The organism is Bdellovibrionota bacterium, from assembly GCA_040386775.1.
Classification (GTDB): Bacteria; Bdellovibrionota; Bdellovibrionia; order Bdellovibrionales; family JAEYZS01; genus JAEYZS01.
Window position 1 is genome coordinate 8,474 of sequence record JAZKEU010000008.1, and the last position, 16,312, is coordinate 24,785.

The following is a 16,312-nucleotide window of genomic DNA, read 5'->3' on the forward strand; positions in this document are numbered from 1 at the left end:
TCTCAATGCTGAAATTCTCTAAAGTATCTCCGGAAGTTGAAATTTTAAAAGCTGCTAACGTTCTAAAAAAATCAAAAGACAAATTTGAAGCACACAATACAGATGTATACGCCTTCAAAGAATCTTTGGAAAATCATCATGTGACAGAAATGTCTGCATTGGTGCTAGGATCTTCAGGGGGAGCAAAAGCGGCCATTTTGGGCCTTTATCAAATGGGTGTAAAAGATATTTTTGTGAAAGCGAGAGATTATTCTGGTTTTAAGAAATTTGATATTCCAGTACAGGATTATAGAGATCAAAAACCGAATATTGTTGTTCAGGCAACGACTTTGGGTTTAGTCAATACAAGTCAAGGTGAGAAAGATTTAGATTTCTTTAATATTGATTACTCAAACACGAAGATTTCATATGATTTGATTTATTCACCAAAAAAAACGCCATTTATGGAGATTTCACTTAAAAATAAAGTCCCCCATGTTATGAATGGGGAATCGATGTTGGCTCTGCAAGCGTTAAAGACCTTTGAAATTTGGTTTGGTCATCAAGGATCAAAAACTTCAAATGTTTTAGAAAAGTTAAAGGAGATCCTGTGAGATACATAACAGCTGGAGAATCCCACGGAAAAGCATTAACGGGAATTTTTGAAGGATGTCCTTCTGGATTGGCTTTATCAAAAGAAGAAATTCAAAATGAACTCTTTCGTAGAAAAAAAGGTTATGGTCGTGGCGATCGTCAAAAGATCGAGACAGAAGACATTGAAATATTATCCGGCGTAAGATTCGGAAAGACACTAGGATCTCCAATCGCATTGCTCATCGAAAATAAGGACTGGGCCAACTGGGAAAAAACGATGAGTACAGAAGGAATTGAAACCTCTGATCGCGAAGTCCTTGTTCCAAGACCAGGTCATGCGGATTATGTTGGGGCTTTAAAATACGATCACGCAGATATGAGAAATGTTCTAGAAAGAGCTTCGGCAAGAGAAACGGCAATGAGAGTTGCGGTGGCAACGGTTGCTAGAAAATTTTTATCTGAACTGAATATCCAGGTACTCAGTCGCGTGGTACAAATTGGAAAAAATAAAGACACGACTTCTTGGCCAGCATATACATCGGAGCTTTCAAACCTCATCGATTCTTCTCCCGTGAGATGTCTTGATTCCGTAGTCGAAAAATCAATTATGGAAGAAATTGAAGTTTGCGCTAAAGAAGGCGATACATTAGGTGGAATTTTTGAAACTGTGGCCTTTAATCTTCCGATTGGACTCGGAAGCTATACTCAATGGAATCATCGTATTGAAGGAAAGCTCGCGCAAATCTTTATGAGTCTGAATGCTATTAAAGGCGTTGAGATTGGGGAAGGCTTTACTTCAGGTACAGTTCGTGGTTCCAAAGCTCATGATGAAATCACTTTAAAAGAAAATAAAGATGGAATTGATTACAAAACAAACAGATCGGGCGGAATCACCGGTGGAATGACAACAGGTCAGCCATTATTGGTGAGAGCTGCTATGAAGCCGCTTTCGACTTTAAAAAAACCACTCCGCTCGATTTCTATGAAAGACAAATCGCAGCAATCAGCACACTTTGAAAGATCTGATGTCTGTGCAGTTCCATCTGCCGCGGTCATTGGTGAGTCGTTGATGTGTTTAGTGATCATGGAAGAAGTTTTAAAGAAATTTGGTGGAGACTCGATGACAGAAATAAAAACGCGCTATAAGGATTGGTTAGAGCTTGAAAGAAGTAAATTCTCCTAAAAATGGGAATAACAATATTTTTATAACGGGCTTTATGGGCAGTGGAAAGACTACTGTTGGTAGAGCTTTAGCAAAAAAACTTGGCAAGAAATTCATTGATCTAGATTTGGCTATTGAAGACTTCATGGAAAAAAGAATCAGTGAAGTGATCGAAGAATTTGGAATTGAATATTTCAGAAAAATAGAAAATCAACAATTGGCAGTGATGTGCAAAGAGCGCGACGCAGTGATTTCGTTGGGCGGTGGGAGCTTAATTTCTGAAAACAATCAGTACCAGGTTAAAAAATCAGGTCATTTGATTTTTTTAATGGCTGAGGAAAAGACTTTGATCAATAGACTTGAAAAATCCCATGTGAGACCACTTTTAAAAACTAAAGGTTTTTATGAGTTATTCGAAGAGAGACGAAGAGGCTACATGAGGGCGGATTTAAGTATTCGTACAGATGATTTTGCACCGGAAAAAATTGTAGATGTTGTCATTCAAGAGATAGATAGTCTATGAAATACAGTAAAATTACATTTGGATCTATTAAAAGTCTAAAGAACTATTCTCATGTGGTTTTGATTTGCGATTCTAGTTTAAATCACTATAAGAAAGATCTTATAAGAAAAATTTCAAATAAGAGCGTAAGTGTCATTTCAGTTCAGGCTAAAGAAACATCCAAGAGTATTTCGCAAGCTATAAAGATTTATAAAACCTTATCAAAAAAAAATGTAGATAAGAAATCTGTATTGGTGGCATTGGGCGGTGGAGTTGTAGGCGATATTGCCGGATTTGTGGCTTCGACTTATTTAAGGGGTTTGCCGTTCATTTCTGTTCCGACGACAATCCTCTCTCAAGTGGATTCAAGTATTGGTGGGAAGAATGGTGTAAACTTAGAGACTGGGAAAAATCTTGTAGGAACTTTCTATCAGCCAGATTCTATTGTTATTGATTTTAATTATTTAAAAACCCTTTCAAAGCGTGAAATCATAAGTGGCCTAGGAGAAATTCTAAAGTATTCTATTTTAGATAAAAAAATTAAATTTCCAGAATTTGAAGACCATAAATTTGATAAATCTAAATTTTTAAGGACAATTCAAAAACTCACTCCTCTTTGTGTGAACTACAAAATGAAGTTGGTGAAAAAAGATGAACACGATGAAAAGGGGATTCGTCAGGCTTTGAATCTGGGGCATACATTTGGACATGTTCTGGAAACGTTAACTTCTTACAAGAAATACAAGCATGGTGAGGCTGTAATTTGGGGAATTAAATTTGCTTGCGTTGTTTCTTATTCTAAGGGGCTAATGTCATTTGAAAATTTTAGAGACATTATGAATCTTGCGAATAAAATGGATATTCCAAAGCTTCCAAAAAATTTAAATGCTAAGAAATGCTACGAGATTGCTCTAAAAGATAAAAAATCATATCATCAAACTGTAAATATGGTGTTACTAAAAAAAATTGGTGATATCAAAACTCGTCAATCGGTAACTAGAGAAGAATTTGTCGAAGCCGTGAATTTGCTTAAGGATTTTTCATGACAAAAATATTGATTGTCCATGGTCCAAATTTAAATCTATTGGGTGAGCGTGAACCCGAGATCTATGGTTCTACCACTTTAGATGAGTTGAATGCTGTTTTAGAAGAGCTTGCGAGTGGGAAAGCAAAACTTCAATTTTTTCAGTCCAACCATGAAGGAGCCATCATTGACTGTCTTCACGAGAACAGAAAAGTGGTGGATGCTGTGCTGATCAATCCTGGTGCGTTCACGCACACATCGGTGGCTTTGAGAGATGCTATATCGGGGATTAAACTTCCAACGGTGGAAGTTCATTTGACCGATATTTACAAAAGAGAAGATTTTAGAAGGATTTCAATTATTAAGGATGTATGTATGGCTCAATTTTTGGGTGAGGGCATAGAATCTTATAAAAAAGCCCTCACGTATCTTATCAATAAATTAAATTAAAACTTAGCGAATTGTTTATTGAAAGAACACGAAAGACTCGTTGTAGGAATATATGACATTTGAGTCTTTTTCAATTGTTCTAGTTTATAACCAATTCTTAGAATGTCGGTGTCATTTTGTGATGAATAATTAATGTTTTCGTTTAAATTTCTTTCGATCATCAGACTTGCTTTTTCTTCTGCAATAAAATTTTTGAGGAAGCCATCGGTTCTTTTATAGATCGAAGTATAGGTTTTTTTCTTTTGATCGATTTTTCTTTCGTCAGCTGTTTGCATATCTAGCGTTTCAATTGGATCTAGATTTCGCGTACCATTAAACATGTGATAGAGCACACTTCTTTTTCCAGAAGAATCTTCCAAAAAGAATGTCAAAGACGGTCCCCAAGCTATAAAAGCGGCACCCTTAGTTAAAAAGTATCCACACTTTAGGTTTGAAACGATTTCTCCATCCAATTTTGATTTTGAATCTAATTTCCCATATACAGAAGTGGATTTCTTTACAGAATAAGCATCCGTATTTGCTTCAGCTTGAAGGCCAGAAGCCAAAATCCCAACAATTAAAAACGATCTCATTACGTTCAACATAACATTAATCTCCAGATTGATTTGTTCACGATCAAAAATTTCTATAGGTTCTATTCCTTTTTATAATGAAAGAAATGTGCCTAAGCCATTTACACTACAAGCATTTACAGAATGCTTTTTATGAAGTCTTTTCAACAGAGTGACAAAAAATGTAACTCTACGGATTCTTTGTGATTTTAAGTGGTAGCGAGATAAATCAAGTATTTAGCAAGAAGAGCCAAAGGTAGTGGATTAAATCATATTAAATGATACCTAAATAAGCTTTTTCAAGGTTGAGATTACCAATTATAAATTGAGATACTGCTGCATCTTTTGAAATCCTAACTTTTCAATAGCCGCTCTTTGGTTATGGGTTCGGCATAGGAGTCTTAGGTTTTGAATCGTAGTCTTTCCTCCTATTGCTAGTGGTATGATGTGATCGTATTCGAGGAACTTTCTGGAATTGCAGTTTGAATGTGTGCACTGGCCTTTGTCTCTTGTGTAGACTGCTTGCCTTAGTGTGGAGGGGATGTATCTTGCGTTATGACTGACGCCCTTCCGTGGTTGTCCATTCTTGAGACCTGAGCCATCCCGGCTCAGCCCTGGTTTATTTTCTGTGGGTGAAGTCTCAAGAATACTTTTTCTTTGTTGATGATTTACTTCCTCTGTCGGAAGCTGAGGCGTGTTATTTTTCTGTCTTCTAATTTTTACTCTCTTGGCTTTTTCCATTGGATCAATCTTTTGGATTACGATCTCTGCCATTGCTTCGATCAACTCTTGATCTGTCATGCTTGGGTTCTTGTGGGACATGAGAGCTTTAATTTTATCGAGCTTTGAGATGAGGTCTTTATTTAAAACCACCTTGAGCTCGGTTTTTTCTGGTGTTAGCTCTCTTCTTTTCTCTTGAGGAACACTTTGCGGAGAAATGGCTATCAATTCTTGGATGCATTCTCTAGAAGATTTGTTTTCTAATTTTTCTAAGACTTCTTTCTTTTCTAGAATAGAATAGCTTTTACCTACTTTAGCTTCTTGCCTAAAAAAGCTTTGTGCTTGAGATATGGAAGATAAATTCAAATCCCCGGAAATGATCTTTTCTTCTAGTTCCGGGATAAGCTTCATGGCTCTCATGAAATCAATTCTTCTTTGAGCAGAGGCACTCGAGTACTTTAACACTTTCACGCAATACTCAAAGAGTGATGGGTAGTTCTTAGAGTAAAGCCTTCTTCTTTCTAATTCTGCTAATTTATGAAGAACAATAATTTTATGATGAGTTTCATCAGCGACAGATTGTTTAAGTGATATTTCTAGATCGATATCTGATAAGTGTTTATAGTTCATGTGTTTCTCCTTTGAACAAAGGAGAACATACCATATGGTTTTAGAATTCGATTTTTAGCAATTTTGAAAAGCGAAAGCGTAATTGATAAAATGGATTTACGCTTACATATAAGCTTCCCTCTGTGAGAGCTAAGTAAAAATATAAAAACCAAAGGTAAGAAAAAAGAAGTTCAATCTAGCTCTTTTAATCAACCAAGAAACTCGTCAATGAATTTGTAAAAAACATTTCTAAATAACGCAATAGCGACACATAAAGGTACAGGGCACTTTTTGGGTTTTGACGCAACGACAGTACGAAAAACTAAGGGGTACCTTTTAATAAAATATTCGATTTTATTTAGCAGCTGCGAAACACAAGTAGGTTGGCGCCTTGTCGGAGCTGATTGAAAATTCTAATAATTAATGTGTTTAAGCTCTGACTGAATATCTATGCGAGAACTTCCATTTACATTTAATTGAACAATTGGGTGAAGTTCAATGTCGCCATCTACTGTTTTTAAAATATATTGAATTTTTCCGTCGGGTGAAAAACCGGATGTAACAACTAAGCTTCTATTTTTTCCAAGATCAAGCAATAGATTCCCGTCAGTGCCTCTAAGATCGCTAATGACTTTTGCACTCACAATCTCTTCACCATTAACTGTACGAAGAATTAATCTTCCATCTGAAATTGGCGTAAGATAAATTCTACTTAGATCTTTTGAAACACCAACAAATCCCTGCATCTTGAACTCGAGTTTTTCCGCGTAACCTACGGAGGTCATTGTTATAAGGGCAAATATTAACAATACTTTCTTCATAAAATCTCCATGCGAATATTGATACCGTCCGAAAGTTTGTTGGATTTATTTCCAATATAAGCTTCGAACTTCTTAATGAGTCATTACCTAGCAGATAATGTGCCGGTTAGAAGTGTATTTATTTAGAGTTCAATGCAAAAGAGTGCCTAGAGCACTAAAATCAATGCCCTAAAAAGTCACCATCGGCTAGCTGGGTTTAGACCTAGTTTTTACAGACCTTGGGGTAAGGGCCATATGGATATGCGTTTTCTTGTGTTAATCTTTTATTCTAACTTCAGAGGGGAGCATCGTATGAAGCGTTTACTAGGTCTCATTTCATTGATCTTAGTTCTTGTCAGTTGTATTGATAACATCGTTGTGAGCACGCTTTATCAATACAGTAGAGCCAATAGTGATGCGACTGTCCCTGAAGAAGCACCAGCGCCTATGCAAAAAATTGACATTAAGGATACGGCTGGAAATAGAACGGTAGGGTGGTATTATCACTATTCAGATACTGCTCCGGTGGTTTTGTATTTTCATGGAAATGCATCAAACCTTCAGAGTTCTTACGCCAATGGACTGGGTGAGAAGCTGATGAATCAAAAAGTGAATTTCGCAATTTTTGATTATCCAAAATATGGATTGAGCACTGGGGAGTTGAATGAAAAGTCAGTGTTGGCCTCAGGACAGGCGGTATTGGATTTCCTAAAAGCAAAGTATCCGAATGCTCCGATTTTACTTTGGGGTAGATCTATGGGTTGTGCGATCGCAACTCTCACTGCAAAAAACAATCACGCTAGAGTTTCTAAGTTGATTCTGACATCGCCATGGGATTCATTTTGGAAAGTGGTTCAGTCAAAAGGAAACCTATCTGAAAGTGCTAGTAAAAAAGCTGTGATCGGGAATGAATGGGATACAGAAAATCATGCTAAAAGTATAACAATGCCTGTTTTGATTCATCATGGAACTAAGGATGAAGTTGTTCCTTGGGAAATGGGTAAGAATTTGTCAGGATCGTTTGCTGGAAATGATGTGACATTTGTTTCCGTAGAAGGTGCCGATCATGACAACCTTCTAGGAAACGATGAGTGGGAAGATCTTTCCCGCTTCATCAGATATTAAGATTACTCTTCGCCTTTAACAATTGATTCCGCCATAGAAACATATCCGTTTGCCATGTCTTTTATGCTTGCAAGTGTTTCTTCATTTGCATTTTCAATTGCGCTCAACGTGCCCTTAACGTTCTCAAGAACTCCAGTAGCTTCTTCAGTTTCAACAGTGGCAGCAATGGCAATGTTGAAGCTCAAACCACTCTCAGAAACCTCTAGTGCTAATCCTGAGATAAGAAGTTTTGTATCAAAGAAATCAATAGCCACTTCAACAGTTGTTTTTAGGATCACTTCCTTAGTTTTAAAATTGTGAATTTTTGTATCGACTTTTAAGCTGTTCACAAGTTCAGTCCAAGCAGAGTCTTCACCTGGAGTGTTTTCTGCGAGTTCAGCCTTGATGATTACGATTAATCTTTCTAACTGAGCTGGAATTTGATCCAATTGAGTTGTCTTTGTTGCGTCTAACAATAAAGCACGAAGAGCCTGGTCATTTTCATCTTCAATCGGTTCCTCTTCCATGTCTTTAAGAACTTCAGTTGCAATGTAAGTATAAAGAGGAACGGATTCAGTTTTTGAACCTATAGATGCTGCAAGTTGCATTTTTGTAGCGGCAGGATCTGAGTTTAAAGTTTTAAGATCAGCTTTTACATCCACAGTTGTTGCTTTTTTGCTCCATACTGATTCTGTCGCTGTAGCAGAAATTGAAACTCCAGTTTTGAGTTTTTTAATGCTATCAAGATTTGATCTCTCATCAATTTTAACTTCTAGCTTTGGAATGAGTGGAGTTTGTTCTGCTTCAACCACAGATTTAATAACCTTGTTTACTTTTTTAACGTTCACGGAAGTATCCGCTACTGCAAATGTTGATGTGAGTGCTATGGCTCCGGCGATAATATACTTTTTCATTTCTCCCCCTTAATTTGAGTTATTTTAGTTGTCTAAGTGGGCACATGAAACAATATGACAGTTAAATTGTCAATATGACAAAATATTTTCAATACGACAATTATTCGTCAGGATATGGGTTTGGATTTTTTATGAAATAAAACAAGGGTTTAACTATTTTGCGCTAAGCAATGTAGCTTATTGCTTCCAAGATATCTTAGGAGATTCGCCCCAAGGTCTCAGGGCTTTGGGACGATAAAGGCCTGAGAGTTTAGTTTCCAATTGAGTATATATAGATTCATTTTCAAGACCTTCTCTTTTTTCAATATAAGCAATGGCGCGGTATCCATAGATCTCATCACGTTCAGGGCAGACATAAGCTCTAAGTACGCCGGGAACTTTCAATAGCTCTTGCTCAATCAATTCCGGAGAAATATTTTCTCCGGCGGACTGGAAGATACGGTCAGATCTACCATGGACATGAATCTGTTCGTTATCCATTTCACCAAAGTCTTTAGTAAAAAACCAACCCTCAGTATCTGTTGCTTGTACCAGCTGATTGTTTTTGAAGTAACCTTTGAATAGGCAAGGTCCTTTGACATAAATTTGTTTTTCAGAAATTTTTAGTTCTCGATAATTCAATAAATATCCTGATAGAGCCATTTGGTCTTTCGACTTCAGTTGTTTGCTCGTGCAAATTTGTGAAGCCATTTCCGTCATGCCGTAGGATTTGTAAATGGGTAAGCCCAGCTCTATGGCTTTCAGAAGGGCAGTTTCTGGAATCGCACTTCCTCCTAGTAAAATGCATTTAAGGTGAAGAGTATTTTTATACTGCTCTAAGAATTTTAAAAATTGAGTGGAAACCAATGAAATATGAGAAATTTTTAAATCATCAATTTGTTCTATTAAACTTTTTGATGAATCAATAAGAGACACGGATCCGCTTGCCAATACTGCGCGGATCAAAATAGAAAATCCACCCACATGAAAGAGAGGAAGGCAAAGTCCCCAAGAGTCTTTTTCTGTAAAAGGAATATTCTCAGCGGATCCTAGAGCACTAAAGAAAAAATTCTTTAAAGTAAGTATGCAGGCCTTGCTCTGAATACTTCCAGAAGTAAAAAAAATAAGTTCAGAATCAATATCAATATTCAGAACTCCTTCTTCAAATTGAAAAGGAGCCTCGGAATTTATAAACATTGTTTTTAACTCTGGATGTGACTGGTCTGTAATAAAGGCGCTATAGATATTGTCTTTCAATACATCATCAATTTGATTTTTTTTAAAGTATGAATTTAAAAATGCCGGTTTAAGCTTGAGATGAAGACATGCAAATGTGTAAGCCGCAAAGTAAAAAGGATCTTTAATGTCCAAGAGAATAAGATCATTTTGAGTAACATCAAGAGATCGTAACTGAGTGGATGCATGAAGAGCAAAGGACTTGAATTCTTTAAATGAAAGTTTTCTTTTATTGTCTTTTAAAAAGGTAAGATCAGATAAAAAGATAAGATCAGAATTAAAATTCAATGGATCTATTATTTTGTCTAAAACTTCCATTCTGTTCCTTTTTAAATATAACTTTTAAATATAAATAGGCCCTTTGAGCTCTATATTTTCTTGTAAAGTTATAGCATTACTGTGGACGTTCAAGTCCATCAAGCTTTCTAAATAACAGTCAAAGGTGTCCAGTCCGTGAGATTCTTGAGGGTTAAAAACGTGAGCAAGTTGTGCGATCTGATAAATACCGACTTGTGATTCAAAGCAAGAGCTAAATACGGCAGAAATACCTCTCTTGCTATAAGTCTGAATAAGTCTTTTTAGAGTGTAGTAATCTCCTAAAAGTGTGGGCTTTATGATTACAGCTGAGACCTTTTCAAAGATAATATCTTTCATGAGATGAATATTCTCGTCTATGGCAATTGACAGTTTTGTATTCGTTGTGAAGTGGACCAAGTCAGAAGATTTTGAAACGGGTTCCTCGACATAGTCGATTCTTTTTAGATCAATGCCATCAAGTAAAGTAGGGAAGTCCTCCAGTTTAAAATTTTTGTTGGCATCCAATCTGAGTTGTAAATTTGTAGTGCCTGCTAATATTTTTTTAATAAGATTATTGTCATTCTTTAAGGTTTCAGAAGTCGTTTTGAGAGATCCAATTTTTAGTTTTGCTTTTTTAAAACCATTCTTTTCCATAAGATTCGAGCGTTTTACGACTTCGTCTTGAGAGGATTGAGTTAGTCGATTAGGAATCAATCCGTGAAAATAAACATCGCCAGAGATTTTTAGTTTCAATTTTTGACGGTAGTGATCAGAAAAAAGACAAGAAAGACCATGCTTCAGGGATGGAAGCTTGGTGTATTTCGAAAAATCAAAATCTAAGAATTTTTCTTGAATGAAAAATTCTTCTTTTGTTTTTAAGAAAAAATCGATGTCTTCAAAGATTCTATTTATGTCGATTTTTTTACATTCCTGATAGACGTCGTCATACGTCTCAAGATTTAAATACTGTAGTGGACTGACATCGGCAAAAGATATGATGTTGTTCTTTTCTACTTTGATGATGAATCCATTTTTAGATTCTAGTTTTTCGTTTTCTCGAATATAAATGGGATCAATAAAATTGAGTTTGTAGGGTAGAAGTGTCATAGGCAGTCGATAATGAGTCCAATACTCATTAATAGTCCAAAAACTACATAAAACTTTGCCGTCATCAGAAGAAGAGGAATAATGTCAGGACCTCTTTTGTTCCAAACGTCTTTTAAAATATTTTTTGTCATAAACCCTGAAATCAGAGTGATAAGGGTAATGTTGGGAAGTAACTCAAGGATGCAAAAAATGGGAATCAAAACTAAACTCAAGATAATGCAGGCTGAATAGAGGCTTCGACCAAACCTCTCTCCATATCTTACAACTAAGGTTTTTTTATTCACTAGCGTGTCCTGGTCATAATCTCTAAGATTATTGGCGTTAAGTAAGCAAGCGGCGAGGAACCCATAGAGCACTCCGACGGCAATGGCAGAGTCTGCCCACAAACCAGATTGCAAATAAAAACTTCCTGCGGCAGCCACGGGTCCAAAAAATGTAAATGCAAAAATATCTCCCAATCCTTTATAAGCGAGAGGGAATGGACCAGCAGTGTAGAGAATGGCAAAGGCGACGGAGAGTATGCCAATAAATAAAATTGGAAATCCGCCCACACTCACAAGATAAACGCCAAGTAATAGACAGATAAAAATATTTAAGAGAATAGCTTGTTTGATCTGCGCTGGAGTCACTAGCCCCGATGACGTAACTCTTGCGGGTCCGAGTCTTTCTTTGTCTGCACCTTTTTTGAAGTCAAAATAGTCATTGGTTAAATTTGTAAGAATTTGTAGGCCAATGGCGCAAGAAAGCGTTGCGGCAGCCACAAGCCAATTGAAGAAGCCTAATTTATAACTCAAGAGAATCCCCGCTAGGGCAGGGAAAAATGAGGACACTAAGGTTTTGGGCCTTGCAGCCTGAATCCAAATTGAAATCATATTTTTATAAATATATCCACTATCACGGAAGTCTTGTGAATTGATCGAAGTCTGGTTTTCTTTTTTCCACAAAAGCTTTTTTACCTTCTTGGGCCTCTTCGCTCATGTAGTAGAGGAGAGTTGCGTTGCCGGCAAGCTCCTGAAGACCGGATTGACCATCGCAATCTGCATTGAGAGCTGCCTTTAGACATCTCAGTGCCAATGGGGATTTTTCTAGAATTTCATTGCACCACTTTACAGTTTCCGCTTCTAAATTTTCATAAGGAACTACGGTATTTACGAGACCCATATCAAGAGCTTCTTTAGCGTTGTACTGACGACACAAGAACCAAATTTCGCGAGCTTTTTTCTGACCTACGATACGTGCCATATAAGATGCGCCCCATCCTCCATCAAAGGATCCAACTTTTGGTCCAGTCTGACCAAAGATGGCGTTTTCTGCGGCGATCGTAAGATCGCACATCATATGAAGAACGTGACCACCACCCACAGCGTAACCAGCAACCATCGCAATCACAGGTTTTGGGCAAGTTCTGATTTGTCTTTGAAAGTCTAAAACATTTAAACGATTGAATCCTGTTGTAGGATCATTGTAACCCGCGTCTCCGCGAATTCTTTGATCGCCACCAGAACAGAAAGCTTTTTCACCTTCGCCGGTAAGAATGATCACACCGATATTTTTATCGAAGCGCGCATCTTCTAAGGCTTTCATCATCGAGTCTACAGTTTGAGGTCTAAAAGCGTTTCTAGATTCCGGTCGGTTGATCGTGATTTTTGCGATCCCATTCATTTTTTCGTATTTAATATCTGTGTAATCACCTGCGCTGATCCAATCAAAATTTTTGCCCATCATACTATTTCTCCATCATCATTTTTTTGAAAGCGTTTACTGCTCCGGTTGGGTTCTCAATGTGAATCACGTGGCCGGAATTTTTAATTATTTCTATAGCAATTTGAGGGTATTTATCAATCAACTTTCCCCAGATCTGAAGGTATTTATCATCAAATTGACCCACCAGAGCAAGAACCGGAACCTTTATGTTGTTTATAAGGTCAAAATGATCAGCATTTGCTCCTGGCGAGGCCTCAACGATCATTTGAGCATGAAGAGAGGAAAGCGTCTTCTTACGAAGGGAAATGTAGATGGGGAAGTTCTTTTGCTTTTTGAAACTTGCAAAGATATCTTGGTCGTACCATTTTTCTAAGAAAAGCTTGGGATTTTTGGTGGTAAGCTCTGCCCATTCTGAATCTTTTTTGACCCTCTCATTTCGTTCATTTTTGTCTACTAGTCCAAGAGATACAGACTCTAGGGTCAATGATAAACATATTTCTGGAAATTTTTTATAAAGTTCTAAGCACACTCTCCCGCCCATTGAATAACCCCAAAAGTGAGCCTTGTGAATTCCCAATTGATCTAGTTTATTCTTTACATATTCGGCTTGCGCTTTGAGTGAAAAGGAGGAGCCTTGGTTTAAGTCCAATGAGACACAATCAAAATTTTTTTCTAAGGATTTTAAAAATTCGAACTCCTGAGGATGTCCTAAAAAGCCATGGAGAAAAACTAATTTAGTCATGGGGTAACATTTCAATAAGCTTTTGTGTGAGATCTCTGTGAGCTTTTACATTTTGATCGATGTCCGATTTGATTTCAATAAGGGTAGATTCATTGGAATCCAAAGCCCTAAAAAGATCCTCTGGAGTTTTTGCTAGAGTGTATTTAAGAAAAAACATATCCGCAGCTGCTTTTAAATTCCATTCATGTGGATGAGTAAAGTTCTTTGTAAAGGTCTTGCGATCAATCTGGGCTACGGGCAAGAATGAAAAGATTCCGCCGCCTTGATTATTGATAACTATTGTATGAAAAGGTTGAGGTGCATTTTTCGCTAGAGCTAGGGAATTTACATCGTATAAGAAAGCTTGATCGCCGAGGACACACACAGTTTTATTTTCTGAAAGCAGTGCACTCCCAGCGGCAGTTGCAATATTTCCATCAATGCCACTGGCCCCGCGATTAAAAATAAATTGCGAATCCCCAGTTCCTGCAAATCTTTCTAAATCTCTGATGGGCATACTTGAGCCTACAAAAAAATTTGTATTCTTTGAATTGGCTACCAAATGGTAAGGGAGTGACATTTCGTTTAGATCTTTGAGCTCAGATTGAAGAGCTTGTTCTAATTTCTCCGACTTTATTTTGAATTGTGTGAGATACGCGGGATCAAAGTTCCACTGTGTCTCAGAGATTTGAGAGTAGAACTCTTGAGGAGAAGCATGAAGAAGTTTTTTACTCTTATGCATAAAATCCAAGCGTTTCGCTGAATTTTGCACTTGAACATATTCACCATCAAAGTTTTCGATGAATTTGTTTAAAGTTTTCGATGTTAGCGGTCCCCCAATATGTAAGATCACATCGGGAGTTTCAATATCCACAACATTCATCAATAGATCGTATCTTAAAATATTTTGAGGGAAGTTCGTAAAGCGCATGGGATTTTGTACATCGCAAAACACGGGTGCATTCAATTTTGCGGCGATCTTTAAAGTGTCTTTCTGATCTAGAAGTGATCCAAATAAAACTAAAATCTTTTTAGAATCTTTTAGAAAGCTCAAATCGATTTCAGAAGCAATGGTCTTTGAGAAGACAATTTCGGTATAAGCTCTATCAGAAGAATACCATTTTTTTATTTTCTCAAGGATTTTATAAGAACCCAAGTCATTCGTTAGTGGTGCTAAAGGCTCTTGAAACATCCAATTCACATGAACCGGAGATTTCTGAGATAAAGTTCTGAATACACTATGACTTGCTAAAGTCAAAATGCTTTCGAGCGGTGTCTTTTCATTCACAGGAGGAATCTGAAAACTATCGCACGTGAAGTTTTGGAAAATGTCTTTTTGCGTGATGGCTTGGTTGGCGCCAACATTGATAAGCTCTGAAGGACGATCCGCTGAACAAATTATTAAAGGAGTTTGTGAATAATATGCTTCCACCACAGCAGGTAAAAGATTGGCTACAGCAGTTCCGGAAGTCGTAATGATCAGAGTTGGTTTTTGTGTTTTCTTAGCACAGCCTAAGGCAAAAAAACCTAATCCTCTCTCATCAAAGTGAGTATGCACCGTGATTTTTGGGTTATTCTCGCAAGCTAGCACCAATGGCGTAGATCTAGAACCCGGCGCTATAAAAGCTTCTGTAACACCTTGTCTTGCGAGTTCTTCGACAAAAAGTGATGTTGTGAGTTCGTTTAAAGTTTTAAAGTTCATTTTGGAGCTGCTATAGAGATATCGTCTTCTGCATGAATACCTAATAAATCCAAATAAGGTTGAATCTTGTGTTCAAGCTCTTGCCATTCAGATTCGGGGTTACTTTGAGGAACAACGCCAACTCCGGAGAAGAGATCTACCCGGTTCTTCTCAATGTGGCAGCATCTAATTGCCACACAGATATCTGTGAATTTTCTATTGAAGACACCAAAAGGTGAAGCGAACAGACCGCGATCGAAGGACTCTGATTCTCTCAAAAAATTGATGCTTTCTCTTTTTGGCATTCCGCAAACAGCTGAAGTAGGGTGAAGGCTCTCAATAACGTTGAAAATATTCTTACTCTGGGCATTTCCTGTTTGGGTATTTCCTAAAGAGGGTGTTGCCGTGATTTTTGTTTTTAAGTGTGCAAGGTTCTTGGCATCAATCACCGCGGTCTTTTCGGAATGAATTTTTTCAGAGAAAGGTTTTAACTTTGCAATTATGTCTTCGACCACAAGATTGTGCTCATAAAGATCTTTTTCGCTTTCTAAAAGCTCATGGGCAAGCTCTTTGGGACGAGTTCCGGCGATGGCTTCGGTTTGGAATTTGCTATCTTGAAAGAATAAAAGCCTTTCAGGACTTGATCCCATAAAAGCAGAATGCTCCGAGGTTCTAATCATGTAATTGTAATTGGAATCCTTCATGATTTTTTTAAAAAATTCTAAAATATTTAAATTCTGCTCTAAATCCACTGTGACTTTTCTAGCGGGAACAATTTTTCTGAAAGTTTCGTCTTGGAACTTCTCATGAATTTTTGTGAAGAGATTGAGCCAGTCTGATTTTTTTGGTTTATCAAATCTCGTTGCGACTACTGGAGGATGAGAAGAGGTTTCTAACTTTTGTGAAGGCAAAGGTTCTTTAAAGACCGTATGTACTTTTACATCGGATCCGTCGATCTGAATCTGGAATCTTGGCAGTGTAACATAAGGTTTGTTGCCGTTGAAAAGTTGATTATAAAAGAAAACCAGTTCTTCAGGTAAAGTTTGAAATCTTTGGAAAAAATCTTGAGACAGTGGAACTTCGCCGAGGCCAATAAAGATTTTATGAGTGTCTCTTTGCTGGAAGTAGAACTGAGGGAATAAGTTTATATTGAGATATGAATCAATATGTTCCATCGC

17 protein-coding genes are annotated in these 16,312 nt (G+C 37.2%); 6 read left to right on the top strand and 11 right to left on the bottom strand.

Annotation, left to right across the window (positions count from 1 at the left end):
- The 5 genes from V4596_02915 to aroQ all read left to right on the top strand — a co-directional run.
- On the top strand, window positions 1–593 hold a 593-nt coding region (locus V4596_02915), incomplete at its 5' end, for a hypothetical protein (protein MES2768071.1).
- The gene (gene aroC / locus V4596_02920; GenBank protein MES2768072.1) at window positions 590–1,756 is read left to right on the top strand and encodes a chorismate synthase; all 1,167 of its coding nucleotides are present in this window, start codon (window positions 590–592) and stop codon (window positions 1,754–1,756) included. The genes V4596_02915 and aroC, both read left to right, overlap by 4 nt.
- Window positions 1,734–2,258 (top strand): shikimate kinase, encoded by a 525-nt coding sequence (locus tag V4596_02925; protein MES2768073.1) that lies wholly within the window; start codon window positions 1,734–1,736, stop codon window positions 2,256–2,258. Before aroC ends, V4596_02925 begins: the two co-directional genes overlap by 23 nt.
- Window positions 2,255–3,283: a 3-dehydroquinate synthase gene (gene aroB / locus V4596_02930; protein ID MES2768074.1), complete on the top strand. Its 1,029-nt coding sequence runs from the start codon at window positions 2,255–2,257 to the stop codon at window positions 3,281–3,283. Before V4596_02925 ends, aroB begins: the two co-directional genes overlap by 4 nt.
- Entirely contained in the window at window positions 3,280–3,711 is a 432-nt protein-coding gene (gene aroQ, locus V4596_02935; GenBank protein ID MES2768075.1) for a type II 3-dehydroquinate dehydratase, read from the top strand. The genes aroB and aroQ overlap by 4 nt, the downstream gene beginning before the upstream one ends.
- On the opposite strand, the gene V4596_02940 is transcribed toward aroQ, so the two are convergent.
- The 3 genes from V4596_02940 to V4596_02950 all read right to left on the bottom strand — a co-directional run bounded on the left by V4596_02940 (window position 3,708) and on the right by V4596_02950 (window position 6,412).
- Window positions 3,708–4,295, bottom strand: coding sequence for a hypothetical protein (locus V4596_02940; protein ID MES2768076.1), 588 nt, complete (start codon window positions 4,293–4,295; stop codon window positions 3,708–3,710). The two genes, aroQ and V4596_02940, sit on opposite strands and share 4 nt — an antisense overlap.
- Before the next feature lie 285 nt (window positions 4,296–4,580).
- Window positions 4,581–5,612: an HNH endonuclease signature motif containing protein gene (locus V4596_02945; GenBank protein MES2768077.1), complete on the bottom strand. Its 1,032-nt coding sequence runs from the start codon at window positions 5,610–5,612 to the stop codon at window positions 4,581–4,583.
- 392 nt (window positions 5,613–6,004) lie between these two features.
- The gene (locus V4596_02950) at window positions 6,005–6,412 is read right to left on the bottom strand and encodes a hypothetical protein (protein ID MES2768078.1); all 408 of its coding nucleotides are present in this window, start codon (window positions 6,410–6,412) and stop codon (window positions 6,005–6,007) included.
- 291 nt (window positions 6,413–6,703) lie between these two features.
- Here V4596_02950 and V4596_02955 point away from each other — a divergent pair, with 291 nt between their 5' ends.
- The gene (locus tag V4596_02955; GenBank protein MES2768079.1) at window positions 6,704–7,516 is read left to right on the top strand and encodes an alpha/beta fold hydrolase; all 813 of its coding nucleotides are present in this window, start codon (window positions 6,704–6,706) and stop codon (window positions 7,514–7,516) included.
- Between the two features lie 2 nt (window positions 7,517–7,518).
- Here the strand turns inward: V4596_02955 and V4596_02960 are convergent, their stop codons facing one another.
- From V4596_02960 to V4596_02995, 8 genes are all read right to left on the bottom strand, one after another.
- Window positions 7,519–8,409: a hypothetical protein gene (locus tag V4596_02960; GenBank protein MES2768080.1), complete on the bottom strand. Its 891-nt coding sequence runs from the start codon at window positions 8,407–8,409 to the stop codon at window positions 7,519–7,521.
- Window positions 8,410–8,586: 177 nt separating this feature from the next.
- Window positions 8,587–9,942 (bottom strand): AMP-binding protein, encoded by a 1,356-nt coding sequence (locus V4596_02965; GenBank protein ID MES2768081.1) that lies wholly within the window; start codon window positions 9,940–9,942, stop codon window positions 8,587–8,589.
- A 24-nt stretch (window positions 9,943–9,966) separates the two neighbouring features.
- On the bottom strand, window positions 9,967–11,028 hold the full coding sequence (menC, locus tag V4596_02970; protein MES2768082.1) for an o-succinylbenzoate synthase: 1,062 nt from the start codon (window positions 11,026–11,028) through the stop codon (window positions 9,967–9,969).
- Window positions 11,025–11,900: a 1,4-dihydroxy-2-naphthoate octaprenyltransferase gene (menA, locus tag V4596_02975; protein MES2768083.1), complete on the bottom strand. Its 876-nt coding sequence runs from the start codon at window positions 11,898–11,900 to the stop codon at window positions 11,025–11,027. The genes menC and menA overlap by 4 nt, the downstream gene beginning before the upstream one ends.
- A gap of 22 nt (window positions 11,901–11,922) precedes the next feature.
- A complete protein-coding gene (gene menB / locus V4596_02980) occupies window positions 11,923–12,753 on the bottom strand; it encodes a 1,4-dihydroxy-2-naphthoyl-CoA synthase (GenBank protein MES2768084.1) in 831 nt (276 codons plus the stop codon).
- Between the two features lies 1 nt (window position 12,754).
- Window positions 12,755–13,474, bottom strand: a complete 720-nt coding sequence (locus V4596_02985) for an alpha/beta fold hydrolase (protein MES2768085.1) — start codon at window positions 13,472–13,474, stop codon at window positions 12,755–12,757.
- Entirely contained in the window at window positions 13,467–15,155 is a 1,689-nt protein-coding gene (gene menD, locus V4596_02990; protein ID MES2768086.1) for a 2-succinyl-5-enolpyruvyl-6-hydroxy-3-cyclohexene-1-carboxylic-acid synthase, read from the bottom strand. Before menD ends, V4596_02985 begins: the two co-directional genes overlap by 8 nt.
- On the bottom strand, window positions 15,152–16,309 hold the full coding sequence (locus V4596_02995; GenBank protein ID MES2768087.1) for an isochorismate synthase: 1,158 nt from the start codon (window positions 16,307–16,309) through the stop codon (window positions 15,152–15,154). The genes menD and V4596_02995 overlap by 4 nt, the downstream gene beginning before the upstream one ends.
- Window positions 16,310–16,312: the final 3 nt, after the last annotated feature.

What these genes read in the sequence shown, in the direction of transcription:
- aroB (MES2768074.1), top strand. Translation starts at nt 2,255, where the DNA reads ATGAAATACAGTAAAATTACATTTGGATCTATTAAAAGTCTAAAGAAC.
- aroQ (MES2768075.1), top strand. Translation starts at nt 3,280, where the DNA reads ATGACAAAAATATTGATTGTCCATGGTCCAAATTTAAATCTATTGGGT.
- V4596_02940 (MES2768076.1), bottom strand. Translation starts at nt 4,295, where the DNA reads ATGTTGAACGTAATGAGATCGTTTTTAATTGTTGGGATTTTGGCTTCT.
- V4596_02945 (MES2768077.1), bottom strand. Translation starts at nt 5,612, where the DNA reads ATGAACTATAAACACTTATCAGATATCGATCTAGAAATATCACTTAAA.
- V4596_02950 (MES2768078.1), bottom strand. Translation starts at nt 6,412, where the DNA reads ATGAAGAAAGTATTGTTAATATTTGCCCTTATAACAATGACCTCCGTA.
- V4596_02955 (MES2768079.1), top strand. Translation starts at nt 6,704, where the DNA reads ATGAAGCGTTTACTAGGTCTCATTTCATTGATCTTAGTTCTTGTCAGT.
- V4596_02960 (MES2768080.1), bottom strand. Translation starts at nt 8,409, where the DNA reads ATGAAAAAGTATATTATCGCCGGAGCCATAGCACTCACATCAACATTT.
- V4596_02965 (MES2768081.1), bottom strand. Translation starts at nt 9,942, where the DNA reads ATGGAAGTTTTAGACAAAATAATAGATCCATTGAATTTTAATTCTGAT.
- menC (MES2768082.1), bottom strand. Translation starts at nt 11,028, where the DNA reads ATGACACTTCTACCCTACAAACTCAATTTTATTGATCCCATTTATATT.
- menA (MES2768083.1), bottom strand. Translation starts at nt 11,900, where the DNA reads ATGATTTCAATTTGGATTCAGGCTGCAAGGCCCAAAACCTTAGTGTCC.
- menB (MES2768084.1), bottom strand. Translation starts at nt 12,753, where the DNA reads ATGATGGGCAAAAATTTTGATTGGATCAGCGCAGGTGATTACACAGAT.
- V4596_02985 (MES2768085.1), bottom strand. Translation starts at nt 13,474, where the DNA reads ATGACTAAATTAGTTTTTCTCCATGGCTTTTTAGGACATCCTCAGGAG.
- menD (MES2768086.1), bottom strand. Translation starts at nt 15,155, where the DNA reads ATGAACTTTAAAACTTTAAACGAACTCACAACATCACTTTTTGTCGAA.
- V4596_02995 (MES2768087.1), bottom strand. Translation starts at nt 16,309, where the DNA reads ATGGAACATATTGATTCATATCTCAATATAAACTTATTCCCTCAGTTC.